General features: G+C 39.6%; 20 protein-coding genes and 3 pseudogenes. 6 read left to right on the top strand and 17 right to left on the bottom strand.

Annotation, left to right across the window (positions count from 1 at the left end):
* Positions 1-894: pseudogene (locus COJ96_RS26370) on the bottom strand (reverse transcriptase domain-containing protein); the annotation flags it as partial.
* Positions 895-976: 82 nt separating this feature from the next.
* Between COJ96_RS26370 and COJ96_RS26365 the strand changes: the two are divergent.
* The gene (locus COJ96_RS26365) at positions 977-2,902 is read left to right on the top strand and encodes a tyrosine-type recombinase/integrase (RefSeq protein WP_098576609.1); all 1,926 of its coding nucleotides are present in this window, start codon (positions 977-979) and stop codon (positions 2,900-2,902) included.
* Positions 2,892-3,854, top strand: a complete 963-nt coding sequence (gene xerA, locus COJ96_RS26360; protein WP_098576608.1) for a site-specific tyrosine recombinase/integron integrase — start codon at positions 2,892-2,894, stop codon at positions 3,852-3,854. Before COJ96_RS26365 ends, xerA begins: the two co-directional genes overlap by 11 nt.
* Positions 3,855-3,946: 92 nt before the next feature.
* Here the strand turns inward: xerA and COJ96_RS26355 are convergent.
* From COJ96_RS26355 to COJ96_RS26345, 4 genes and pseudogenes are all read right to left on the bottom strand, one after another.
* A pseudogene (locus COJ96_RS26355) lies at positions 3,947-4,477 on the bottom strand (reverse transcriptase domain-containing protein); the annotation flags it as partial.
* 874 nt (positions 4,478-5,351) lie between these two features.
* The gene (locus tag COJ96_RS29445) at positions 5,352-5,537 is read right to left on the bottom strand and encodes a GNAT family N-acetyltransferase (RefSeq protein ID WP_373561751.1); all 186 of its coding nucleotides are present in this window, start codon (positions 5,535-5,537) and stop codon (positions 5,352-5,354) included.
* A gap of 60 nt (positions 5,538-5,597) precedes the next feature.
* On the bottom strand, positions 5,598-5,816 hold the full coding sequence (locus tag COJ96_RS29440; RefSeq protein ID WP_257148646.1) for a hypothetical protein: 219 nt from the start codon (positions 5,814-5,816) through the stop codon (positions 5,598-5,600).
* Positions 5,817-5,956: 140 nt separating this feature from the next.
* On the bottom strand, positions 5,957-6,451 hold the full coding sequence (locus tag COJ96_RS26345) for a hypothetical protein (protein WP_098576606.1): 495 nt from the start codon (positions 6,449-6,451) through the stop codon (positions 5,957-5,959).
* A 60-nt stretch (positions 6,452-6,511) separates the two neighbouring features.
* On the opposite strand from COJ96_RS26345, the pseudogene COJ96_RS26340 reads away from it, so the two are divergent.
* Positions 6,512-7,750, top strand: a pseudogene (locus COJ96_RS26340) (IS110 family RNA-guided transposase).
* 403 nt (positions 7,751-8,153) lie between these two features.
* Positions 8,154-8,300 carry a hypothetical protein gene (locus tag COJ96_RS28960; RefSeq protein WP_180230274.1) on the top strand — a complete coding sequence of 49 codons (147 nt, stop codon included), beginning with the start codon at positions 8,154-8,156 and terminating at the stop codon, positions 8,298-8,300.
* Between the two features lie 355 nt (positions 8,301-8,655).
* On the opposite strand, the gene COJ96_RS26335 is transcribed toward COJ96_RS28960, so the two are convergent.
* The 8 genes from COJ96_RS26335 to COJ96_RS26305 all read right to left on the bottom strand — a co-directional run bounded on the left by COJ96_RS26335 (position 8,656) and on the right by COJ96_RS26305 (position 19,364).
* On the bottom strand, positions 8,656-9,759 hold the full coding sequence (locus tag COJ96_RS26335) for a Ger(x)C family spore germination protein (RefSeq protein WP_098576605.1): 1,104 nt from the start codon (positions 9,757-9,759) through the stop codon (positions 8,656-8,658).
* Entirely contained in the window at positions 9,756-10,856 is a 1,101-nt protein-coding gene (locus tag COJ96_RS26330; RefSeq protein ID WP_098576604.1) for a GerAB/ArcD/ProY family transporter, read from the bottom strand. Before COJ96_RS26330 ends, COJ96_RS26335 begins: the two co-directional genes overlap by 4 nt.
* 4 nt (positions 10,857-10,860) lie before the next feature.
* Entirely contained in the window at positions 10,861-12,408 is a 1,548-nt protein-coding gene (locus COJ96_RS26325) for a spore germination protein (protein WP_098576603.1), read from the bottom strand.
* A gap of 449 nt (positions 12,409-12,857) precedes the next feature.
* Positions 12,858-13,472: a nitroreductase family protein gene (locus COJ96_RS26320; RefSeq protein WP_257148645.1), complete on the bottom strand. Its 615-nt coding sequence runs from the start codon at positions 13,470-13,472 to the stop codon at positions 12,858-12,860.
* A 15-nt stretch (positions 13,473-13,487) separates the two neighbouring features.
* A complete protein-coding gene (locus COJ96_RS29435; protein ID WP_257148644.1) occupies positions 13,488-13,610 on the bottom strand; it encodes a hypothetical protein in 123 nt (40 codons plus the stop codon).
* A gap of 290 nt (positions 13,611-13,900) precedes the next feature.
* Complete coding sequence (locus COJ96_RS26315; RefSeq protein WP_098576602.1) at positions 13,901-15,607, bottom strand: hydroxysqualene dehydroxylase; 1,707 nt, start codon at positions 15,605-15,607, stop codon at positions 13,901-13,903.
* Between the two features lie 213 nt (positions 15,608-15,820).
* Complete coding sequence (gene ppsA / locus COJ96_RS26310) at positions 15,821-18,445, bottom strand: phosphoenolpyruvate synthase (RefSeq protein WP_098576601.1); 2,625 nt, start codon at positions 18,443-18,445, stop codon at positions 15,821-15,823.
* Between the two features lie 328 nt (positions 18,446-18,773).
* Positions 18,774-19,364, bottom strand: coding sequence for a molybdopterin-dependent oxidoreductase (locus COJ96_RS26305; RefSeq protein WP_098576600.1), 591 nt, complete (start codon positions 19,362-19,364; stop codon positions 18,774-18,776).
* A gap of 385 nt (positions 19,365-19,749) precedes the next feature.
* Between COJ96_RS26305 and COJ96_RS28955 the strand changes: the two genes are divergently transcribed.
* Positions 19,750-19,920, top strand: coding sequence for a hypothetical protein (locus COJ96_RS28955; RefSeq protein ID WP_180230273.1), 171 nt, complete (start codon positions 19,750-19,752; stop codon positions 19,918-19,920).
* Positions 19,921-20,046: 126 nt separating this feature from the next.
* The gene (locus COJ96_RS26300) at positions 20,047-23,079 is read left to right on the top strand and encodes an efflux RND transporter permease subunit (protein ID WP_098576599.1); all 3,033 of its coding nucleotides are present in this window, start codon (positions 20,047-20,049) and stop codon (positions 23,077-23,079) included.
* A gap of 48 nt (positions 23,080-23,127) precedes the next feature.
* Here the strand turns inward: COJ96_RS26300 and COJ96_RS26295 are convergent, their stop codons facing one another.
* From COJ96_RS26295 to COJ96_RS26280, 4 genes are all read right to left on the bottom strand, one after another.
* Positions 23,128-24,495, bottom strand: a complete 1,368-nt coding sequence (locus tag COJ96_RS26295; RefSeq protein ID WP_098576598.1) for a dipeptidase — start codon at positions 24,493-24,495, stop codon at positions 23,128-23,130.
* A gap of 217 nt (positions 24,496-24,712) precedes the next feature.
* A complete protein-coding gene (locus COJ96_RS26290) occupies positions 24,713-24,985 on the bottom strand; it encodes a hypothetical protein (protein ID WP_098576597.1) in 273 nt (90 codons plus the stop codon).
* A gap of 49 nt (positions 24,986-25,034) precedes the next feature.
* Positions 25,035-25,235 (bottom strand): hypothetical protein, encoded by a 201-nt coding sequence (locus COJ96_RS26285; RefSeq protein WP_098576596.1) that lies wholly within the window; start codon positions 25,233-25,235, stop codon positions 25,035-25,037.
* 204 nt (positions 25,236-25,439) lie between these two features.
* Positions 25,440-25,937 (bottom strand): DinB family protein, encoded by a 498-nt coding sequence (locus tag COJ96_RS26280; protein ID WP_098576595.1) that lies wholly within the window; start codon positions 25,935-25,937, stop codon positions 25,440-25,442.
* Between the last annotated feature and the right edge of the window lie 146 nt (positions 25,938-26,083).

The raw sequence follows: 26,083 nt of genomic DNA, 5'->3' as shown, positions 1-26,083 counted from the left end.
TTTATAATTCGGGCTTACTGTCTTTTTCCACCGTTGTGCGTGGATGGGGACAAAAACCATTTTTTGTATCATATACAGTTTTGCCTTATATCCCTTGTATCTTTTCTGTAAGGTTTTATTCATCTGATGGAAACTTGCCTCGGTTCTAATGTTCTTTAATTGATTATATAACGTTCTGGGTAGATGGGAGTTTAACTCATTCAGATTAATAGTGATGTTAGTAGCGACCGAGTAATAATTTTGGATGCCCATGACGACTGTATTGAAATTCCAAACTGTCTGAATGCAAGGCTTTTTCTTGATTGCCTTTATAGCTTCCTTAATATTTCGAAAGGCGTTTTCTTTAGCCTTTTTCGACATATCAGACCTTGCTACATAGCCAAATCTTGTTTTTCCTTTCCTTACAACTTTCATTGAAAATCCAAGGAACTCGGAAGAGTTTTTCTTTAGATTAATAACCTTCGATTTATCCTCACTTGTTTCCAAATAAAGTCTTTTTCTCAAGAAGTCTTTCAATGCGTAGTTCATTTTTATTGCGTGTGACCTAGTTCGGCATATTACCTTGAAATCGTCCGCATAGCGAACGATGAAGCACTCTTTCAATTCAGTTTTCTTTAAATGCTGATACTTACTACCATTGGTAGAGTAAGTATATTGGCTTTCAAATGTTTCCCATTGGTCACTAATCCACCAATCCAATTCATTTAATACAATGTTGGATAATAAAGGTGACAGAATACCTCCTTGCGGAGTACCTTTTGTAGGAATACCTTCTCCCTCAATCTCTGCTTTTAAAAGTTTGGATATTATAGAAAGAAGTGATTTATCCCTTATACCTAGTGACCACATTTGTTTTAAAAGTTTACTGTGATTAACATTATCAAAGAAACCTTTTTTAGCGATATAAGATAGAACTATAAATAAATTGTCCATAAGATCGAAAGATCTTGTAATCTATTTTAGAGGAGAAATTATTATGGATTCTATTATTGAAACATATCGTGAACATCAGACTGTAATCCAGGGATATACCCCTAAGGTTGTTTTAAGTTCTTGGAGGGGATTGAAGAAGCTAATTAAACATCTAGAAGATCGATCTCTTAACTTCGATACTGTTACCCTTGGCGATCTTGAAAACTATTGTATCGAACGAACAGATGGTAAATCCCTCGGTTACCGAAATCTAATAATTAGTCAGATTCGTACTTTTTTTACCTACTACCAACAACAGGAGTATCGGATGGACAATCCTAGCTCCCATTTGTCTTATACTAATCTAGATGCCCATCAGGAACTACCTGAAATAGCTTCTTTAGAGGAAATTCAAGATTGTATTAAAGAGTTAAGAAGACAAATTGTTTCCAGTTTAAATAGGCGTCAGTTTGATCCCATACGAAAACGGAATTTAGCCTTGTTCTCCCTTATGTATGCCACCGGCATACGAGCTGGGGAAACTGCTAATCTTCTTCTCCGTGATGTCATTTGGGAAGAGCAGGTGCTTTGTATCCGAGCGGGTAAAGGACGTAAGGATCGACGAGTACCTCTAATTGGGGAGGTTCTAGAATTGCTTCAAGAATATCTAGCCACACGTAAGGACCTGGATGGCGATGCCCCACTGTTTCTTACCTGGAGAAAAGAAGCAATGAACAATAATCTAATTGGGGTTACCTTTAAATCTTACTCTGAGATGTGGACCAAACCCTTACGACCACATCAGTTACGGCATACCTGTGCGACACACCTCTTTCAACAAGGGGGAAACATTGTACAAATAAAAGATTGGCTAGGTCATAAGAAAATTACTACAACACTACATTATGCAAGAATACAAAACCCAGAAATTGCAGCTACGATAGAATCTCATCCCATTAATGAATTGGCAATTTCGAAGCAACCGAAGCTCAAATCAATGGATAAAAATTCAAAGAAACCGATGAATACGTTACGGCGGCAATACACCGTCACTTTGCCTTTAGCGGAACCCCTTATCGGAAAGTTAGAGGAACAGATCGAGGAGTTTCTACGAACGGCAAAAGGGATGAATAAGTACACAAAAAGCACAATAAAGGAATTCCGTTTTAGCCTAACTCGATTTGCTATAGGTTGTCCTAACTGTCTTGAGAATGGCATTGAATCATTGCGAGGTGTGGACGTAATTCGCTGGTTGAGCTCTCGTAGACAGGCTGGGATTTCTCAATGTACCATAGATAAAAATTTGTCCCACCTTCGGTCTTTTATTTCCTATGCCATGGATCGTGGTTGGAGATCGGACAACCCAATGGAGGCGTTGAAAATAGTTCCAAAACAATCAAAAGAACAATCTTATTTAACAGAAGATGAAATGCTGTCTTTACTATCCGCACCTGACCGTTCTACTCAAGAAGGTTTTACTGACTATATGACTCTTCTTGTTCTATACACTACTGGTCTTCGTGTAGGTGAACTTAGTAACCTTAATATTGAAGACGTTGATGTGAAAAAGGGATGGGTTCATGTTCGTGAGGGTAAAGGGCGTGACAGACAAGTTTCCATTCCAAAAGCTGCTTTGAATGACTTCAAGCAATATCTTGGATTATATCGCAAGGAAAAATCCGGTCCATTCTTATTAAATCTTCAGGGCTCGCAGATAAAACCTTGGACTGTAACTAGACGCATTCGTCACTATTCAGAAATCGCAAAAATACAAAAACCTGTGAGCCCACATACAATTCGTCACACTTTTACAACTCACCTCATTCAACGTGGTGGGAGAATTGAAGTTATCGCAAAGGCTTTAGGACACAAGACATTAGCTGAAACAAGTACCTATGATCATTCAGATTTTGAAGATCTTAGAAAAGCAGTGAGCTTGTTACGTAAAAATATCCCACCATTGTTAGGAGATCATACAAATGATGAATGAATCTACGATTCAAGACTTTCTAGAATATTCACAAATGGTTCGAGGTTGCCGTCCAAAAACAGCTGAAGCTTATGCCATTGACCTAAAAGTATATAATACTTTTTGTGCTGTTCATTATCCACATGTGGATAATCCCTCAAAAGCTAAAATAGTTGTGGATTATATTCGTTATCTTCGCATTGAACGAAACAATGCCTCAGCTGCGGTCGGACGGAAGTTGGCTACTCTTTCTGCCTTTATTGACTTTCTTATCCTGATGGAATTGCTAGATTCAAAACAAGATCAACGTAAAAAGTGGCCGAAATTACTGGATACACCAAAGCGCCTTCCAGACGTCCTTGAAAACAAGGAAATGCAAGATATTCTCTCACAACCAGATACTACGACAATTCTTGGACGGCGTGATCGGGTTATTCTTACGTTGATGTATTCCGCTGGCTTGCGCGTTAGTGAAATCTGCTCATTAAGATTAATAGATATCAGTTTCACTGAAAAACGGATTCTTATTTGTGGAAAAGGAGGTCGTGAACGGTACGTCCCACTTGATACCATTGTTGAGGAAGCCCTGGAAGAGTACTTGGCTTCAAGAACTAGTGAGATTTCAGAACTCTTTGTAAGCAAAAAAGGAGGGGCACTTACTCCACGAGCAATTCAATACATGGTCAAAAAATATGCAGAAACAGCTAAAATCCAGAAAAAAGTGACTCCACATAAATTGCGGCATACCTGTGCTACTCATCTTCTTCAAGAGGGGGCTCATTTGGTGTCCATTCAAAAGTTACTTGGGCATAAAAGTTTATCCACAACTCAAATTTATTTACACATTACAATTACAGACTTAAAAGAACTTTCAAAGCAGCACCCAATGCGTAAAATGCGGACTATCATGGGATTAAAGGGAGATTCCATCAGTTCTTTTCAGACACCTTACGGTGCTCGAACAGGATCATAACGAAATAAGAAACAATACTGCGAATAAGCTAGCATACAGAAGGATTTTTGTTATTTACTTACCTAAACGGCATTATTCCGTCCTAAATTAATGTCGCTAAAAAAGGTAATATCTACATCGACACAATGATGTAGTCCAGATTGATTGATAAGAAATTCTAGCCTAGCTTTTGCATGATGAGTGCTGCGATTTGGTCTAAATCCGTAACTATGTTTATGAAATTTTGCTTCACAAATTGGCTCTAAAATTTGAAGTACACATTGTTGAAAGATTCTATCCCAAATCGTTGGAATCCCCAAAGGTCTTGTTTTTCCTTTACCTTTTGGAATGAATACACGCCTTACTGCTTGCGGTTTATACCATTTGAACATGGTTTGAACCTTTGCAATTACATTTTCCACTGTTAAAGGTAAAATATCGTTAATGGTTAATTTATCTGTTCCCGCAGTTTTGCTACCAGTGTTTCTTTTGATGCTTCGGTAGGCAAGTTGTATATTATCTTTAGAACTCTTTAATTCTGTTAAGTCATAGAAGTGATGACCGCTGACACTTTGAGCATATAGTTTGTCAAAACAATCTTGCATACTATAATATTCGCTGTGTCTCAGTTTCTTCCGTTTCAATAAGTTGGTGACTCCTTTCGGAGTTAAACCTCTTTTAGTCTCACAAGAACCTTATTAATCGATAAAGAACTGCCTTACGGTTGAATAAATCTTTGTTAGTCTAGTGGCTATCCCTCCATGTGGATTAGACATTTCATTGGTACTGTGCCACCACTTTCACTGATATAAAGACAAGTTATACAGTAACTAGTGTCATTAGTGCCTTCCTTGCAAACGTTTCATTAGAAGTAAGTCCTCCACGTTATCAGCTTACAACGTTGAGTTATATCTATTATAGAATGAACTTAGGTGCTTCCTCTAAGCCTGTCAGAATTCATACGCCTGTAACGTATCATGGACTTTCATATTAGCGATTCTTACTAATCCACATCTAATCTCACAATTTGGTGATATACACATTTCTATGTATTGCAGGTATAGACCCGTACATTCGGAAGTTTGTCAGCTTTACCTTTTATTGTAGGCAGATTTGCATTCTCACCATATTCATTCAACTCAAGCATCATGAATTACACCACTCCATCGAGTAGGCTTTCGTCAGCCGAACTGGTACTTTAATTTCTCACGCCTTTTCACCGAGCTTATAACAGTGTCATTCTTACTAAATCCAATGCTACTCGACTAAGAGAGAACCCTTCAAGGCGTTACCCTTTCATTTGATTCTTCGATATAACCCTTCAATTCCAACGGAATTGTCTAGTCTTTACCAGAGGAATGTGACCATTCTCCATTTTAACTAGAAACATTTGCACCGCTAACCTGCACTATAGTTCATAAAAAAGAAGGCTGCCGCAGCAACCTGGTCTTATTCAACTCTAGCCCCCGTTAGTGTAAGTACAACACTTCACAATCTTTTTAAAAAAGGTTGTATTCTTTAAATATTCCCTGACATTCTAACTACTTTACCATCCATCTCAGTTTTCATCTGCTTCATTCCATTTTTCGTATAAAATGCAATGGCATGTTTATTCGTTGGAGAAACACGAAGATGGTACTCACTAACATTATTGTCTTTATAGAATGTAATCGCATAGTGGTTTAAATGGGAACCTAAACCCATCCCTCGTTTTTCAGGGATAAGGTAATACAGATTGACATAGCCAATTTCTTTTCCTTCATATTACTTTATAGTTAGTTCGAGTTGACCGGTGGGCACATTATTTTCAACAACTAACACAAAGCCTTTAGGATTTTTTGAATACTGTTGCTGCAACCAATCGAGATACTGGTTATCATCCCCAAAATCTTTATCAGTACCAAAACTAATAATGAAAGAATCTCTACGAAACGGAATAACATACTCCTTGTGTTTGCTAATATCAATTGGCAAAAACTCCATTAGGTCTCCCACCTTCTTTGATTCTATACGCATTTAAATTCTCTACAAAAATAATGTATTCCTTCTTTTACTAAACTGCCCGTTAGCACAATAAGAAAACGGGATCGCCGTAGCATCCCGTCTTTTACATAAGCTACCAGTTAGTTTAATAACTTACCCTCAGCTTTTATAGAGTTTGCAATTTTAACAATTTCTGATTTAGTTAATTTGTTTTCACCTTGATATTCAACTGTTAATTCTAACTCTTCTTTTTCTTCTTCCCAATCTAAGTATTGCTTTCCGTTTTTTTCTTGATAAAAATATTTGGTTCCTTTAATTTTGTTTTTTTTATCCCATTTGGGGTCATCATACCAACTTACATAATCTGTAGCAGTTATAACGAGCTCGGCTTTTTTTGATAAGTAATGTAATTTTAGTTTATCGCACCGCTTACCACAAGAAGTAGTAGTCATATAACTCTTACTATATTCAAAAGGGATATAACTTGGTTCCGCTTCTATTGCTACCCAAGCGCCCGCCCAACTTATTGGCATTTTTAAAGTAGGAGAATAAAAAATTACATAAACTAATACAGCTGCTACAACAAGTAGAAGGTATTTCAATACTTTTTTCTTAGTAATTCGTTGATTTTCCAAAGTTACTCCTCCGAATTTAACTATTTTAAGAAAATTATATCAAATTATTCGATTAGCCGATTGAACCATACTGCCAGTCTGGATGTATCAAAAGGAGAAAGCTAGGTTCAAGCGTTTTTAGATAAAGGTAAACCATATCGTAAGAGTTTTAGTATCACTCATAATCTTAAAGGATTAGGAAGTTTATTAGAGTTCCTTCAAGATGTTGAAAAGGCTGCTGGTGGTCATCAACCTTCGGTCGTTTTGGAATCAACTGGTCATTATCATATTCCCGTTATTCAGTTTTTAGAGGAACAAAAATATGTTTATATTATCGTTAATCCTCTAATCTCTCATAGAGCCAAGAGCTCAAGCCTCCGAAAGGTAAAAACTGATGCAATTGATGCTTATCACCTTTGTGAACTGTTTTATAAAGAGGAACTAGAACCTTACAAGAAGCGTGGTGTTCAACTATTAAACCTTCGTAATCTGACAAGACAACAAGAGAGTATTGCGGAAATATCAGCTAAAACAAAGATACAGCTTCATTCTTTAATTGATCAGGTTTTTCCTGAGTATCGAGGTGTATTTGGAAGTCTATATTCGAAAGTATCAATGCTTACTTTACTAGAGTTCCCTACTTCTAAGGCTGTATTAAATGTGAGTGAAAAAGAATTAACGGATAAAATAGCTTCATTATGTATGAGTCGTTCGGAGACATGGGCAAAGGAAAAGGCACAGAAGTTAAGAGAAGCAGCCCTTCGTGATCCTTTTCAAAACAATCTCTACGATAGTCATATCTTTAACCTTGAAATCTTGGTTAAGATTGTACTTCAATACCAAGAGCATCTATCCAATATTGCGGATGAAATAGATGCCCTCGCTAGCGAAATTGAAGAATATGAAATCCTTCAATCTATCCCTGGAGTCGGAGAAAAAATCACTGCAACGATTATTTCTGAAATCGGAGAGATAGATCGGTTTAATGGTGCCAAGAAGTTAGTTGCATTCGCTGGAATAGATCCTAGCGTGTATTCTTCAGGAAAGTTTACTGCATCGGTAAACCATATAACCAAACGTGGCTCGTGTAGGCTTCGCCACGCCTTGTATATGGCTGTTCAAAGTGGTATTCGGGATTCCCGTAAAAAGAAAACGACTGATGAGATCATTCCACGCAATAGAAGACTACGAGAGTTTTATGACAAGAAACGAGAAGAAGGAAAACCCTTTAGGGTAGCGATTATTGCAGGTGTAAACAAACTTTTACATTGGATTTACGCCTTACTAAAAAGCAGAACTTCTTTCCAAGATATAGCATAGGACCTATATCTAACTAAATACAACAAAACCTTCCAATAAGGAAATTTAGGAAGGTTATTTGGCATGAACATTTTTAGTATATCATGAGGTTATTAAATTTTTTATTGAAAAATGTTGACAAACTATTAGCTGGTTTACTTTAAGTGAAATGTTTCACAATATGTTCTCTTATACAAACACGAATCTTTTTAATGCTCGTTTCCTTTCGCCTCTATTTGAACGTGTGAAATGAACAAAGCAGCATAAGACATACATATTAGAGTGAACTAGGTAATCTGATTTTCATAATAAATTCCATTATTCTTCTTTTATTTTGGAAATTACACCTGATTACATTCCTTGCAAAAACAAGAATAAGAAGAGGGGCAGAGCACAAACTATGCTAAAAAGGAGAGTGTAAATCATGAATGAAAAGGGCTTAAAACAGAACGCTAGTAATACTTTGCATACGAATAAACAGAAAACTTTAGATATAATAGCAAGTATTGATGAGTTGAAAAAAGAGCATGAACCAGAGTATGTCTTTTTATATTGGGATGAATTGAGATAAGAATCTTAAGTAGAGAAAATGAAATGGGTATTGGATAGAATAATACCAAAATAAAGCAATGCTCCTTATAGAGAATTGCTTTCAATCTTTAACATTTCCTTACCTCCCAACATTTGATTTGTTCTAGAAGTAAACTATTAATTGTGGAAAAAAACTCCCATTCACAATTATCACAAATACCTTCGTAATCAAATACAGGGAAGAGGTTAATATTTTGTTAATAATTGGTAAATTCTAATAGCTCACGACGATGTGAACAGCTTTTCCATCCGGTCACCTCTCCCTTAAAAAATGGCCCGCTTTAGCTGGAAAACTCATAAATTTCTTCCAAATGAAATCACATCATTGGCCCGTGTTACTTAATCGTTCCCATCCCGCCAATGGTTACACTTACCTTGACGTTAACATCAGCCTTTGAAAAGGCTTGTCCCCATTGATTTTGAACTTTTTTCCACTCTGGATATGTATAGGCTCTTGCATAAATCCCAAATCCAAACGGGTCAATGGTGGCGGTTTGTGTTTTCTTGATTAAGCGCTCGAAATCTGCTTGAAGTATCGTTTCAATACTCTTTTGCAGTTTCGCTATGTCCTTCCTTACATTGTATGGAAAAAGCCGTTCTGTAATGGCAATTCTCATTTTCACGTCTGTGTCAAATATAAAATGACCGTCATACCTTACCTTTGTTTTTACCTTGACGTTCGGCGTACTAAAGCTGATCCAATGATTATCCCGTCTATTCGATTCCAAAGGGACTGAAATGGTAAACGGGAAATCACCCTTTGTTTTATGCTGCAGGATGCGTAATAATTTGTTTTCAGGCGGTGTTATGCTTAACTTATATCTGCCCTTTTCATCCAGCAGAGCCGTACCTGTCAACATGATTTTACCGTCTTTTTTCATCTCAGTAATACTTGCTGTCATCCCTTTTTCCGTCGTTTGCTCATGAAACTCTTGAATGGTCGTTTTTACAGCGATATTTCTTCTGGAGGCTGTATCAACTAAATTAGTTAAATATAATGGGAGACGAGGCTTGTCTTCTGGCCTGAAAAAAATCACATCCGAAACAGGCCCATCTACGGCGACCACGCGTGTGGTTACCGTATTTTTGGGGTCTCGATAAAAGGGATCGATATAATCAATCCAATTTTTTTGTTTTAACAGCTTTTTCCCGACTAAGAGTAATTGCGTTTTGCTTCCCGATGTTAAAGCCATTACGGTCGTATCAAACAGTTCCCTGGAATCTCGAATCGTAACAGCCTTCACTTCGACTTTCTCCTCTTTTACCTTTGCTTCTTTGTTAAACACCGGACTTGACATGAACACCACTAAATTGTCATCCTCGTCCAAGTCTAAACCAAGTATTAGTGACAGAGTGACATCTTCAACATACATTTGGTCCACGCATCCTGTCATCAACATAGCCACAAGCGATAGGCAAAGCAATGTCTTCCTTTTCAATGGCTTACCCTCCGACGGAACTTTTCATAAATCCAGCAATAAACCCATAAAAAAGGCGGGGAAACGAATGCCAATACCAGCCCGCCTTTGACCACCTTCTTCTGCCACCCTTCCGAATCAAACCAAGTAGGATCGAGCCAAAATACCGATCCAATAATAATCAATAATAAAATAATCACGTAATTGCTGTGATCCTGTTTTCCAAGTAATTGACTAGAACAAAACGCTGCAATGTATACGCAAGGAATCCAGGCTGTGGAAACAACAATCAGATATACAGCCAATAATACCATGTCAAAACGCTCCAAAAAACGAAATTCAATAAGTTTAAGTAAATTCAGTACAGGTTGATTAAATTCAATAATCCCATCGGGGCTAAAATAGGCAAAGCAGACGACCGTCACAAATACATAAAACAACATTGTTAAGGTGTTTGCAATCGTGATTCCGAGCACCGCATGCTGCTTTTTTTGTAAAAAGGGGTACAAGAAGAACGCTACTTCAAATCCCAAAAAGGAAAATACAGTGGTCGGCACAGCAGATAAAACCGGCCGCCACCCTTCTTTAAGCAAAGGAAGGAAATGGAGCCAATTTCCATCCTTTAGCGGTATCAAAAAAAACAGAGGAATCCACAATACCATATAAAAATTTAGTTCCGAGTACCTGCCTAAAACGCGCAACCCGTTACGGGCAACAAAAAAAGTCGGAATCGAAAATAATAGCAAAATGATATAATCAGGGGTTTTAGGCAGAAACCATGCCTTGATATAGAGACTGGCGTTTACAAGAATGGTCCAAGCGTAAAATCCAAAATACACCATGTAAAAAGAGAAAATCACTTTCCCCAGTATTTTTCCGAAAAAACGTATTAGAATTTCGAAAAGGGTGTCCTCAGGGTATTTTGCAGCGGTTTTAACTAAAAAAATGCTGGCAGCCACAGAGAAAAGCCAGCCAATTATAATAGCAATCCAACCGTCAGTTCCAGCTTTTTCTGCCAGTATGCGCGGGAGAGATAAAACTCCCGTCCCCACCTGTGTTCCATTAATTAAAAAAATATACTGCATGAGAGTGATTTCATTATAGGCATATTTCTTCATCGTTTCACCTTTTCATGCGATTTCGTCCCTGTCGGATAGTTGAAATTGCCCCCGTTCCTTTTGGGCGTGTTTTCATTGTCCATAAAGGAAAGCGCAGAAATGCATCCTTCATATCTGCAAATCGGAATGGAGCAAGAGGAGTTCCATATGGTGTGCCTAATGATTCAAGACTAACAAGATGGGCAACTACTGTCATCCACCCTACCACAATCCCTACAATTCCAAACATGGCGGCGGATAGCATTAGTGGAAATCTTAACAGTCTAATGGACGAACTCATATCATAATTAGGGATGTTATAAGAAGCGATGGCTGTAACGGCAACGACGATAATCATAATGTTGCTGACAATACCCACCTCAACAGCCGCCTGCCCAATGATAATGCCACCTACAATGCCGATGGTCTGACCAATTGGAGTCGGCAGCCTTAATGCAGCTTCCCTCATCAATTCCAAGATCGTCTCCATAATTACCGCTTCCAGCACAGGCGCGAATGGAACTTGTATCCTTGATTCAGCAATCGAAAGTAAAAGCTCCATCGGGATGACTTCAAAATTAAAGGAAATAAACGCCACATAGCTGGCGGGAAAAAACAAGGTAATTATAAAGGCTAAAAATCGGCTTACTCGGATAAAGGTAGAAATTAACCAACGGGAACCGTAATCATCCACAGCCTGAAAAAAGGACATAAAATTTGTCGGAGCAATCAATACGCTCGGAGAACGGTCCAAAACAATCACAAATCTTCCTTGGAGAATTTGGGATACTGCTGTATCAGGTCTTTCGGTCAACATTATTTGCGGGAAGGGTGAATACGGATTGTCTTCAATGAACTCGATCAGTTCGCCAGTATTAATGATCGCGTCAACTGTAATTTTTTGAAGCCGTGACTCCAATTCTCTTAGCACGTCTTCAGATGCCACATCTCTTAAATATAAAAGAGAAACCTTTGTTTTTCCTCGTAAACCGATTGTCATTTCTTTCAGTATTAATTCGTGATGGGGAATATACCTGCGAATTAATGCGATATTCTGACTCCCTGTTTCCACAAACCCTTGATGTGCACCTTTAAGAGCTATTTCGTTTTGAGGGTCATTCAGTTGTCTTTGCGGCCATCCTTTTGTATCTAATCGATACCCGGTGTTTTGTCCATTTAACAATAAAACGCTATCTCCACCTAGAATCGCACTTTCGATCTGGCCCCACGTATCGACGACTTCTACATCTCCTATTGTAATGGGCAGTTCCTTATCAAGTTCGAAGGAGCTGCTCATCAATGGCTTCAGAACATGATTATGAATCGCCTCTTTATCTGTCAATCCGGGCAAGTACACCAAAGCGGCCTTCGTTTTACTCGCTGCGATGGGAAAGCGACGAATCACTAAATCAGGGGCTTGAGAAAATAGCAATTGGAGATTCTCTATATTTTGAGATAAATCAGAGACCAGGACATCATCTTCCATATTTTTTTTCTGATTATTAGAACTATAGCTTGCTTGATGGAACCGAGAAGAGCGCTTTCCTCTTAAAAACTTCAGAAAATATGACATCAACTCCGTCCCTTTCTGCAATTGCTTTAAATTATGTTTTTATTATGCATTGTCTAAGGAAAAATATTCTAATCTTTCCCTGATTCATCGTTCAAGAACAACAGGACAATAGGAAAATCGGGGTCTGACCCCCAGTTTATGCCCCCCAGTTTAAGTTGAATTATCAATACCCTTATATGAATTAGTATTTTCATTTTATAATAGCCCTTGTTTCTTCATTAATGCCCTTAGTTGTCAGTACAATTGTACAATTCAAAATTACATATAATAGAATTATATTTTTAGTCAAATATAGAAATGATTTTAATGAAATAATAGGAATCCACACACTATCGAGAGGTGTTATCAAATATAACAAAAAATCCCTTCTCCTAACGAGAAGGGATTTTTCTATAAAGTATATTAATCCTTGGGGTCCGTTGCTATTATCAAACATCGACCCAAACCTACTACTTGTAACGATATCCCTGTTTTTTTACCGTAGGACTAGAGTTCTTCGCGTATTGTTCAAATCCGTTATCATAAAATTGAGCTACTTTACTTGACCAGTCACTGGTATCTTCTCCCTTCGTCCGTTCCGAAATATAGGATGAGATCGTTTGATCGTATTGGTCAATGATTTCCTTTTGAATAATCGTTTCATACTGTTCTTTTTGAAGGGTTGCCTTCATTGGGAGCCTTGGTTTTTGAGCGGGGACGGATTTTGGATATCCGACAACCAGACCTGAGATGGGGAAAACATATTCCGGTAGATTCAATAGATCAACAAAGGTTTGCGGATTTCTCCGTAATCCTCCGATTGGAACAATCCCGAGTCCCATTGATTCAGCAGCTATTACTGCGCTTCCCAGCGCGATCCCTACATCTGTTGAACCGACAATAATGGCTTCTAAGTCCTCGACAATTTTAAACTCATTGCCATTTTTTTCAGCTGCCAGCTTCGCTCGGTAAAAATCCATGCAAAACACTAGAAAAACTGGCGCCTCCTCAATCCATCGTTGGTTGCCTGCTGCTTTCGCTAATGCTGCTTTCCGTTCAGGCTCCCTGACTTCAATCACGGTCACTTGCTGACCATTTATCTAATTGGGACCAGACAAAGCCACCTCAATAATCGTTTGTATCTGGGCTTCGCTTACATCTTTCTCAGTGTGGAAATCCCTAACTGAGCGATGATTTCTTAATAATTGGATGGTTTCGTTCATACTTATCACTCCTCGTCTATACGATACTATACCCCCAGCTTTAAATTCAAACAACTGCATCTAAAAATGTGTCACGATGCTGACACTTTTAATGCCACAGAGGAATATGCTGACTTTTCTGATCAGGTTAAGCTGGTCGTGGATTGCTATTAAATAACTCTAGTAGAATGCCTCATTATCTTTGGAAAAAAGTAGAGTTTTAAATTGCCTATAAAACAAAAGGAAGCACACGTTCACGTTCCATGTACTTCCTTTAGTAATATGATTGAATGCGTTGCGTTCAGGTTAGGCTACCAAAACCATCTAGACTGTTGCACTTTTCCCCAAGCATATTTACCTGCATAGAGGAGGAAGTAGACAACCCTTGAGCAGAAGGAGGAGCCGCCATTCCAGGGGAGCCCTTTCCTATAGCGAATCCAATCGTGAATGTGCCAGGGAGTTAATAGGTCAAATTTATACATGTCCCAAATCTTGCACTTCCTTTTCTTTGAATCTGCCGCATCAAGTATACTGTTGACCGCTCGGCGGGCCGCCTCATTGGCCGCTTCCATCGACGCCAGATCCGTATTTGTACGCACATAATCGGAAGCCAGGAAGAGATTGGGGATCTTTGTAAAAGCATAGGGTCTTAAGCTCCACGCAAAAACTTTGTTTATAAGCAAAGGCTCACTATTGATCATTTTGCCGGAATCGTCGAATTGAATGTCCGGATCCAAAAACCAAGAGTGAACATCCTCATCCCGGAGCAGTACTTTTTCATGATTTAAGGCTTTTTTCAGCTGTGCCCATACTTCCTCTTTAATTTCTTCTTTCGTACATTGTATTGCCTTTTTTCCTAAAAGCATGCCTGGTTGGTTCCATTCCGAAATATCAACCGAAATAATGCCCCTAACCTGACCATCCCCATATGCTCGAAAATCCTTCCCGTTCCAAAATTGCTTTTGTGAAATGGCCGTAATCGCCCACGGAGAATCCATAATGATAAGATGGCCATTTACGATGGGCACATCCCTTTTCATAAAGAACTGGAGCCCGTTCATCCAATCAACATCTTTGGCAAGCTTCTTCAATCCTATCAGTGCCGGGTCTGCCCTAAGCATATCAGAGGAAACTAGCGGAGCCATGGCTTCCACCGGGAGAGTGCTTAAGTAAAAGTCTGCATTGACAAACTCGTCCTTTCCTGACCTATCGATATGGACACCCGTGATTTTGCCTTCTTTGAGTTGAAAGCTGCGTACGGATGCATTGGTATAATAATGAACTCCTTTTTGTTTCAAATAGCTGATCCATGGGTCAATCCACACCTCATTGGTCGGGCCGTTCAGGACTCGGTCCGAATCATTTGTCGGCGTAAGGATACCCATAAGAAGTTGGGAAAGAACCGTACCGAAGGTCTTGGTGCTTGCTTCTGTAGATTTCGCAGCGACCAATGACCGGGAAATGGCAGCAAACACTTCATGGAAGTTCTTTGATTGGTTATCTCCATCAAGATAATCCCACCAGCTAATTCTTTCATATTCATCCATGATTCGTTCCCTGCAGCTCGTCATCACCTGCCAAAGCCGCTCCGTAAAGAAAACCACTTCTTCCTCATTAAGTCCCCAATCCGAATCGAACAATGCTTTCAAGTTCTTTTTGATGCCGGTCATCGATTTCGGAATAGAAGTGGAGATGGGAACTAGTTCATGATCAAAGCGGGCAAGTCCCATCTCCCGAGCCGAAACTAATTGATCATGAACACTTTGCTTTTGGTCATAAGGGATTCGTTTCATCGTATCAATGATATGGCGATAAAAACCTGGAAAGCAACGGAATCCGTGTTCTCCAGGTAGATTTTTTCTCCCGTTCGTACCGGAATAGGGAACAGGAATCGACCGTGCTTTTCCACCCGGAATTGTTTTACTTTCGTATACCGTTACGTCAAACCCTCTTTCTACCAGTTCATGTGCAGCACTAAGGCCAGCCACCCCGCCTCCCAAGATGGCCACTTTCTTCATAGACTCACCTTCCTCGCATAGTGGATTAGAGTAATCCAATATATGCAACAGGAGTTGGAGGTGTTTGGACATTCAGTAACATGAAAGCGGAAAGGTATTGGTCTCTTTTCACTCCAAAACCCTCATTGGTTGGATGACTGACGTTGGCGGTGTTTTCGGCGGGAAGAAGTCAATGACCTTATGCTAATTACCTAGTTTTTATGAAACATAATATCATAATAGCTCAATATACCCTTCAGTACCGTTCACTCGGATCCTCTGCCCGTCTTTTATTTCCTTCGTGGCGTTTTCCACTCCTACAACGGCCGGAAGACCGTATTCGCGTGCAATGACGGATCCATGAGTCATTAGCCCGCCTACTTCTGTCACCAAGCCTTGGACAGATACAAACAGCGGAGTCCAGCTGGGATCCGTGAATGTGGTTACGAGAATATCCCCATCCTCTAATTGAGTTTCCTCCATTTTTAATATGACACGTGCGCGGCCCTCGATTATGCCGGATGATACGGGGATTCCCGCCAAGGCACCTTGAGGGATATAATCGGTGTTGTATGCACCGGTTACGACCTCGCCCTCAGACGTCATCACCCTTGGTGGCGCCAACTTCTCAAAAACTTGATAATTCCTTTTTCTCTCATTAATCATCTTGTAATCCAAATGGTTAGTTCGAACGGTTTCATAAAGCTCCTTAAAGGTTAAATAGTAGATGTCCTCTTTTTCTTGGATGACCCCGTTACGAACAAGTAGAGCGGCCTCCTTCATCAGCGCCTGCTTGTAGATATCAAAGCGTCTAATATAAACGTACTTGGGATATTCGCGATAGCCGATAAAATTGCGCAAAACGCTAATCATCTTCTCTGTCATTTTTGCCTTTCGTTTTCCGTCCGGCAATTGCTTCAATCGTTTCAGCAGATCCTGCCCCTTTAGGTCTGCCTCCCTCTTGCCTTGCTCAAATCTAACTCTGCCGAAATGAGGAGGAAAATTCTTTATATTGCTAAGAATCATGGGGATCAGTGCGGTCGGCTGTTCTCTCCAACGGGTCCTTGTGATATCAATCTCTCCAGAACAGCGCATTCCGTATTTTTCAAGGTACCCTCTCAAAGAGGTAATAATTGCCCGCCCGCCTTCCAATTCGGCTAGGTCCTCGAAAAAGGTGTCATCGCGAGCATTTTGTAAAACTTCCATCGCGTCAGGATATGGACGAATGATGTCCGACACAACCATGAGTGCAAAACCCATTTCAGATGTCACGTTGTTTGGCACCGATTGGGAAAGTGTGTCGGCCGCATTCCTCTCCCCCAACCATCTTTCCATTTTTTTATTGATCCAGTCCCATGCTAATACCCCCACCATCATGACTCCTAATCCTAGAGGGTCATAAAAGAGTTCTTTTAATTTCTTAAGGTCATTCCTAATGAAAGTAAACAGGTCTACTCCCGATACGACTGCAATCTGTTTTTGCAGTTCCATTATGGATGCTTCGTTTAGAGTGATGAGATTCTGAGGGATCACAGGGTCGTTTTTTCGGTAGATGTTGATTATGTGTAAGGGTAGTGTCCAGGAAAGTCCCTTTGTGCCAAATTTGAATACTCTCTTTCCCCGTGGCAATGAATTCTTGAAATCCTTTCTGTTCATTAAGCTTAACATCGCATTCTTTGAGAGAGGGTCGTTCTTGCCCATCACAAAAGGCAGGATCCTCCGGCCAACGGGAGAGGCCAGGTCGTGAGTAAGGTCAAGAAACAGTCTTCCACCCGCTTTACGAAGCGGAAATTCATCGAATAGATCCATTAAAAAGGACATACCCAATGGTCTAATAGCATCTGTCATCATTTGTTGATGGCCAAACGACAAGTAAACCCTGTTCTGCCCATCGGTATCTTCCGGAATTGGAAATAAGGTTGTGATGGGGCGGCTTTGCACGATATATAACGCCTCTTCAGCAAGGCACCATTCAATGTCCTGCGGGCAGGAAAAATACGCCTCAATCTTTCTTCCTACTTGCTCCAGCTGTAAAATCTGCGAATCTGTAAGGGTTTGCCGATTCTGTTGGTCCCACTCGATCTCTTTTTCCTCTATACCACCCTCTTTTAATGCATGAATGGCTAGTTTCTTGGCAGAGACCGTCTTTTCAACAATGGTTCCCTCTCGAACCTTATAGTTATCTGCATTCACTAAACCAGAGACAAGGGCTTCCCCAAGTCCAAAGCTAGCATCGATTGATAGCACCTTGCGGTTGGAAGTGACAGGTTCGGCCGTAAACAAGATCCCTGAAGCTTGCGGGAAAATCATCCTTTGGATCACGACTGACAAGTAAACCTTTCGATGGTCGAATCCATTCATAATGCGGTAGATCACCGCCCTATCTGTATACAGGGAGGCCCAGCACTTACGGATATGCCGAAGGATTTCTTCTTTTCCTTTGATATTTAAAAACGTATATTGCTGCCCTGCGAAGGACGCATGAGGCAAATCCTCGGCAGTGGCACTGGAACGAACTGCGTAGGCCCACTCCTCGCCAAACTCTGACAGGTACTGAATGATCTCTGTTTCTATCTCCAGGGGTATTTCCGCTTTCTCGATAAGGCTGCGGATCTTTCCACTAATGACACAGATTTCTTCCCTGTCATCGGCTCTTAGCTGATCGAGTTGATGGAGGAAGTAATCAAATGGACTGTTATCGCTGATAATTTTTTTGTAGGCTTCTGTAGTAATGCAAAAGCCTACTGGCACCCGAATTCCCTCAATTCTCGACAGTTCTCCAAGGTTTTTCCCTTTTCCCCCAACAGTCATAAGCTGCTTATGGTCAATTTCTCGAAAACCTAGCACGTAGGCATTCATGGCACACCCTCCCCATAAATGATGGCTTTTTTTATTTTATTGAGGGTATCGCCAAAGTGCCCCTTGCATTCGAATTATTTAACCTGGCACCTTAAAATAACCACGATTGCCAATGTTAAATATCCGTTGCCATACGAAGTGATTATGTGATTACATTTCAAACAAAAAAACGATACCCTTTATTGGGTACCGCCACATCGGACAATTTTATAGGATTGATTTATGATTAATTCCTCCTCTATGCGGGAAATGAAATTTTGAGTTTATTATAAAGCATAAGAAATGCCTGTCCTAAATAGCAGGGACAGGCATTGTATATGCATCAACGTTAACGGTATCGTTCTTCTTTAAATGGATTGGCTGTCATCGAATAGCCTAACTCCTCCCAAAAACCGGCCTCGTCATCTTTCATAAATTCTATCCCTGAAACCCATTTGGAACCTTTCCAGAGATAAAATATTTCTGGTGGAATAAATCTTAGTGGATAACCATGTTTTGGATCGATATCCTGCCAATCATGTGCGTTATCCTTCCAACGGTAGACAAACAAAGAATCGTCCCCCAATAAAGGCTCGAGCGGCAGGTTAGCAGAATAACCGAAGTTGTCTCCATTGTAATAACCGTAAATTTTAATGTATTTTACCTCTTCATTTATTTCAACGAAATTTAATAACTCTCTAAGGGCAATACCTTCAAAGGTGGTATCAAACTTAGACCAGGTGGTAACACAATGCATGTTAACGGTTGAAATGGTCTTCGGAAGATCCATGATTTCTTTATAAGATAAAAACTTTTCTTCTTTTACCTCACCAAAGAGTCTGAAATTCCATGTGGCTTCATTAAACTCGGGAACATCCCCTTGATGCAATATTGGCCATTTTTCGGTTTCGAATTGTCCAGGTGGAAGCTGTTTGTCCATCATACACCATCCCTTTTCACTTTTAAAAATTGGCTTGGTTATCACTGAATTTGGATTTCACTGTGTTTGAAAAATAAACGGAAAAATTCCGTTTAAATTGGGAAATACCTCTATTTCCTAAAAAATAAAGGAAGTTTTTCCGTTTATACCTTCCAAATCTTTGGATAGTGTCTTATGTAGAGCTGTTAATCGGAATATCTCCGGTTATATCTGCTTCTTAAGCTTCCTCAAAATACATTAGACGGAAATTCTCCGCCTATACATTCTCATACCTACAGAGCAAAGAATAATAATTTTAATTGCTCATACACACGAATACCTTCTTCTGTTATTTTTACCCGAGTTCGTCTTTTATCTTCAGAGTCTTGAAATAGAGTAACTAAATTTGATTGCTGCAGCCGATTACAGCATTTCTTCTTTTAATTCACCGATGGAGATGTCTCCTCTATCCTTCACACAAGAGGGTCATGGAGCATCAAAAGCAAGTCCAACAATAAGCAGAGAGCCGCCATTTCTTGGCGGCTCTATTTCTATCTTACAAGTCTCTTATTCTTGAATTTTGGATGGTATTTATTTTCCAGCAGTATTTTTTGTAAAATTAGGAAAAATACCCTGTTAATAGTATGAGCGAAATGGTATAATTTACCTGGTTTTACCACTTTATTACTAGGGGGGGTCCTTTATGACTTGGTTTACCAAATGGGCATTACGGAACAAGGCGGCATTAGCTTTCGCTGTTTTTGCCTCAATGATTTTTGGTATTTTTAGTTACACCACGATTCCAATGGAGCTGATGCCATCGGCAGATCAACCTTACGTGACCATTTCAGTGGTTGGAAACGGCATGGATGCTGTAAGTATGGATGAACAGGTAACACAGCCGATTGAAAAAGCATTAAATGGCGTCAGAGGAAAACAAAATGTCGCAGCGCAAACAGGAAATAACTTCACGCAGATGACCGTCACCTTTGAATCTGACATTAATGTGAAAGAAGCGAAACAGCAAATTCAAGAAAGAATTTCCATGGTTCATCTCCCCAATGGAATCATGAAACCTTACGTCGTTAACCTGAACACATCTGAAATTCCAATTGTGGAACTAGGTCTCACCTTTGACAAGGAAATTGGCAATCATGAGCTAAATCTAGTAGAAAACGAGATTATGCCGATGTTCCAAGACCTAAAAGGTGTCGGCAATGTCATCACCAACGGCGGCAGCAATCAACAAGTGCTGATCAAAGTCAATCCTGACAAATTAGCAGCCGCACAATACCCGCTTGAAAAGCTCTACACTCTTCTTCAAGGAAAAAATGCATCGGTTGCAGTGGGCGAAAAAAACCTAAACAACGAAGCAACAAGTATCATCGTAACAGGAAAATTAGAATCCGTTGATGACCTCAAAAACATTCAGTTAAATAATAAGACCAAACTGCAAGATGTCGCTGAAATAACCATGCAAAAAGATACCGCAAGCATCACCCATTTGAACGGGAAGAATTTTATCGACGTCGTAATTCAGAAGGATTCAACCTCCAATGCGGTAACCCTCGGGAAACAAGTAGAAGATGCGGTTAAACAAATTAACAAAGACTATAAAGGAACACTACAAGCTACTATTTTTATGAATTTAGGGAATACCGTTCTTGATTCAATTAACTCGATGACTAGAGAAGTATTGACCGGAGCATTATTTGCGACTCTTATTATCTGGTTATTCCTTCGCAGTTTCCGAATGACCCTGATCACGATTGTCAGCATTCCACTTTCTCTTTGTATCACAATGATTTTACTCTCATTTTTTGGCGTTACGTTAAACATCCTCACCCTTGGAGGGATTGCGGTATCAGTCGGACGACTGGTGGATGATAGTATTGTTGTCGTTGAAAATATTTATCGAAGAAAGAAAGATCATGAACTAACCCCTGCCTTTCTTATCGAAGCTGTTAAAGAAGTGGGCGCAGCCATTACGTCCTCCACCCTTACAACGGTGGCCGTATTTCTCCCAATGATGATTGTTTCGGGAGGTTTAAGAGACCTGGTTGCCCCGTTTGCGATTACAATCACTTGTTCCCTGCTTGCTTCATTGCTTGTTTCGCTGACCGTCGTACCAGTGCTCAGCGGTCGCATGATGAAAAAGGTAAAGGTGAAAGAACACAAGACCAATTCGTTCTACCCAACTATATTGAAGTGGTCGCTTAACCATAAATGGCTTCCTATCATACTAGTAGTTCTAGTAGTGGCCGGGTCAGTTGGGCTGTTTGTCAGCATGCCTAAAGGGTCTGTGGATCAGAAGGATTCTGCTTACATAGCCATCAGTCTTCGCTATCATAACGGAACCCCAATAAGTGAAATAAATGACGGGATTTCGAAAATGGAGAGCATTCTTGCATATAAACAAGGGGTAAAAAACCGTATTGCGATCGCAGGAGTCAATGAAGCTGCCGCACAATATGGCAATCTGCAAGATGCAAATGTGGTTCAATTTATGATTTTCCCTAAGGAAGGGACCGATTCTGCCAAATTTGTAAAAGAGATTCGAAAAACAAAAGATCAGTTTCCAAATGCGGAACTGACTGCTGATACTGCTGGTTTGTTGGGAGTGAATAAAACGACGGTTTCAGTGGATGTGATTGGCAAGAATGAAGCGGACATAAAAAAAGCAGCTGACATCGTCAAGAAAGAAATTAATACTATTGATGGCGTCCAAAAAGTGGAAAGTAACGATCAAAATACAAAGCCAACGGTTACGATTACCGTGGATTCGAAGTTATCCAACGCACAGGAAATCTCTCAGTCTATTTATGCCATGATTCAGCCTGCTGCGATTGGAAGCATCAAAATAGATGGTCGGACCACGACCGTTAAATTGGGGGCCATCAAAGAAATTCAATCGGTGAATGATTTAAAAGATTTGCAGCTCATGACACCAAATGGGCCAGTGGCTTTATCAAGCTTTGCTAAAGTAGAAGAGAGTAAGGAACCAGGTACCATTTATTCAAAAGACGGCCATCATTATCTTCAAGTAAACGCTTTTGTGGATTCAGATAAAATGGTGGACGTAGCAGGCGAAATTCAAAAACAGATCGCTGGATGGGACAAAAATAATACATTTGGCAAAGAAACAAGTGCAGAAATCACTGGTTCTGCCATGCAGTCATCAGATGATTTAGTAGAACTCGGTAAACTAGCAATGTTCTCGATTGGTATTGTGTTTATGATTTTGTTGGTTACCTTAAAGTCGTTCCGTGCAAGCATTGCTATTCTGATTTCTCTGCCACTTGCAGCTATAGGTTCACTTTTAGGGTTGGTGATCACTCAATCTAGCATTAATATCTCTTCTGGGATTGGAATGTTGATGCTAGTTGGAATTGTTGTTACAAATGCGATTGTGCTGGTTGATCGAATCCGTCATAATGAGGAGAGTATGAGTATTCGCGAGGCGATTATGGAAGCGGGAAAGGTACGTTTAAGACCAATTCTGATGACAGCACTTGCTACTGTATTTGCGATGCTTCCGCTTCTGGTTGCACATGAATCCGCGATGAGTTTAAATCTTGTTTCAAAGGGACTTGCGGTGGTCGTCATTTTTGGTCTCATCGTATCCACCCTTTTAACACTGATTGTGATTCCAACCTTCTATGAATTATTTCATTTCCGCAAAGCAAAAAAACAAAGGCTGCATGGTATCCACGTATCAGATACGTTAGACCAATAATATGGAAAAAAGGCGATGACACATCTATCTGTCATCGCCCTTTCTTTTTTACTTTTTAAGAAGTTCTAAAAACGAACAAATCGTTAAGATCCCTTTATCGAAGTTTTCCAAGTTAAAGTGTTCATTCGGTGCATGTAGATTCTCATCTGGCAATCCAAATCCCATTAAGACAACAGGCGCATTTAGAGAATGGTTGAAATCCGATACAATCGGAATCGAACCCCCTTCTCTTTTGTATACTGGTGCTCTTCCATAAACCGTTTCATACGCTTCGGCCGCTTTTTGAATCATTGGGCTGTCGATCGGCGTTAAGAATGGATTCCCCGTATCTTGAAGAGACACGGTTACCGTGCAGCCTTTTGGAGCATGTTCTTCTATATGTTTTTTGATCAATCCCTGTATCTTTTCAGGGTTTTGATTGTGGACGAGACGGCAAGTAATTTTGGCATGTGCCTCGTTCGGGATGACTGTTTTTGTTCCTTCCCCCTGAAATCCTCCCCATAATCCATTGATTTCTAAGGTTGGCCGGGAGCTGATTTTCTCAGGGTATGGGAAATTGTTTTCCCCTCCGGTTAAATCGGTTAACCCTAATGATTTTTTTAGCTTGTCTTCATCAAATCCTAACGCTTTAATTTGTTCCTTTTCAAAATCTGTAAGAAGAACAACATCATCATAAAAATGATCTACATTTACTTTTCCGTTTGCATCATGAAGGGTCGATAGGAGCTGGACTAATAAATGGTTAGCGTTTTGAACTCCTCCGCCAAACATGCCTGAATGCAAATCCGAATTAGCGGTTTTTAACGAAAATTCCAGTGCACAAAGACCTCTTAACGAATAAGTGATGGCGGGAACCCCTCTATCCCACATATCTGAGTCAGAAATAACTACTACATCACAAGATAATTTTTCTTTATTTTCGGATAAGTATGGCGGAAGATGAGGACTTCCGATTTCTTCTTCTCCTTCAATGCAAAACTTAACGTTTACCGGTAATTTACCTTCTGTTTTCAAAAGTGTTTCCACTGCTTTGATATGTAAGAATGTCTGCCCTTTGTCGTCGGTTGCCCCTCTGGCAAAGATCTTTTCATCACGAATCGTTGGTTCAAACGGAGGCGTTTCCCATAAGTGAAGAGGATCCACCGGCTGCACGTCATAATGGCCGTACACTAAGACAGTTGGGGCGTTCTCCTGGTGAATCCAGTCCGCATAGACAATTGGATGTCCTTTTGTCTGGATGATTTCCACATGTTCCATTCCGATGCTTTCTAATTTATTGGCAATCCATGAAGCTGCTTTTTGGATGTCCTCTTTATGCTCGGATAAAGAACTGACACTTGGAATTCGAAGCAATTCTTTTAATTCCTCAACATTCTGATTATGTTCCTTAGATAATAACTCAGATAATTGACTCATATTATCACCTTTTCTAGTTTATTTCCCCTTCTTATTATATATATAAAGACATGATTGGCATCAAGTAATACAACTTGGCTAACACCTATCACGTCAAAAAATAAAGACCCCACTCGTAGTCTTCACCTCACCTTTTATATTACCCCGCAAAAGCTGGAAAACTCTATTTAATAAGTTTTTATAAAATTGCCAGCCCATAAAAAAGTCTTATTGTGGTTTAATAAAAATATAAAAATAATCCCCAAGCTAAAACTCCAGCAATAAATACTAAAAACCATCGTTTTGAATACGTTATTCCTAAAATTGCTGCTACGCAAAAGAAAGGAATAATAATAATAAACATCCAAATCGACCACAAACTTAAAATCGTTGAAATGATAGAAAGAAAGAGAGCGATCCAGATATATTTCGTATTTTTCTTCTTAATGCCAAGCGTAACAAGCATTAAACTCACAATAATTGACATATAAAAAATAACGCTTAGAAACATCGCATTTTTCCTTCCTTATGGCAGCTTAATTTGAAATGAAACCAGTTTACTATTTACCTATATTTTCTTTTCCTTTTTGATATTTCCACTCCATAATGTTTACTACAATTAGAAAAATAAGAGCTGTTCCAGATGTAGAATAAAGAATATTCCAAGATATATCGGGAACGATATTCAACCTGGATATAAACATTGGAACAAGAAAAAAAGCTAAACCAAAACTTTTTAATAACAAAACCTTCTTACGCAATTTTGCTCCCCCTAAAATTTATCAATAACGATCAATAATTATTCGAATATTTAATCCACAAAAAGACGCCTTCTTATTTAAGAAAAGCGCCCGATGTTGAACAGTGAAATATGTGAAAGATTACTCTGCAAATACGTTCTAATGAATTTGACTAACACACCTGTTTCTACGGCTTGGCGAGGAAGGCCGCTAGATTATGGTGCTTTAGGACCAGTCAACGCCACCCCAAGAGGATTGCAACTTTCGCAACAGAACAATTTGGCCGATATGATACGTATCGTGCATCATGATATGACTAAGTAAACGCTCGATAGAATATCTGTTAGCAGCATATGGAGCTTTTAACTTTTCATCGTCAAGATCCGCAATCACCGTTTTTAATTTATTCATGACTTCATTAAGGCGCTGCACTGTCCGGGCCCACCCAATTTCGTCTTCTGGATCCCCCGGTTTTCCAAAGGTCTCTACATTGTTTTCTGCCTTTTGCTGATTCTCTGTACCTTTAATTCGATGGATTACGTCTTCATTCCAAAATATCAAGTGATTAACAATCTGCCAAATTGAATTGCTGATTCCCGAACTTGTCCATGCTGCCTCAGCTGCGATGACTCCATGAAGCGCTTGATCCATGGATGCAAACCAATCATTCTCATGCCAATGCATGTCGTGTTGGTCTAAAAACATTTGGGTTACAACTTGCATTCAACCAATCTCCTCACTGTTTAGTTTCATCATTCAAATCATTTATTTTGAAAATTCAACAAAATCATGATCCTTATGATTTATTCGGCTCATCCAACTTTTATTCCTTCATCATTTCAAATAAAGTACACAATAGGGCAGACGTT

The organism is Bacillus sp. AFS073361 (assembly GCF_002567005.1).
Lineage (GTDB): Bacteria > Bacillota > Bacilli > Bacillales > Cytobacillaceae > Neobacillus.
This window is presented reverse-complemented; position numbering and strand designations above follow the sequence as displayed.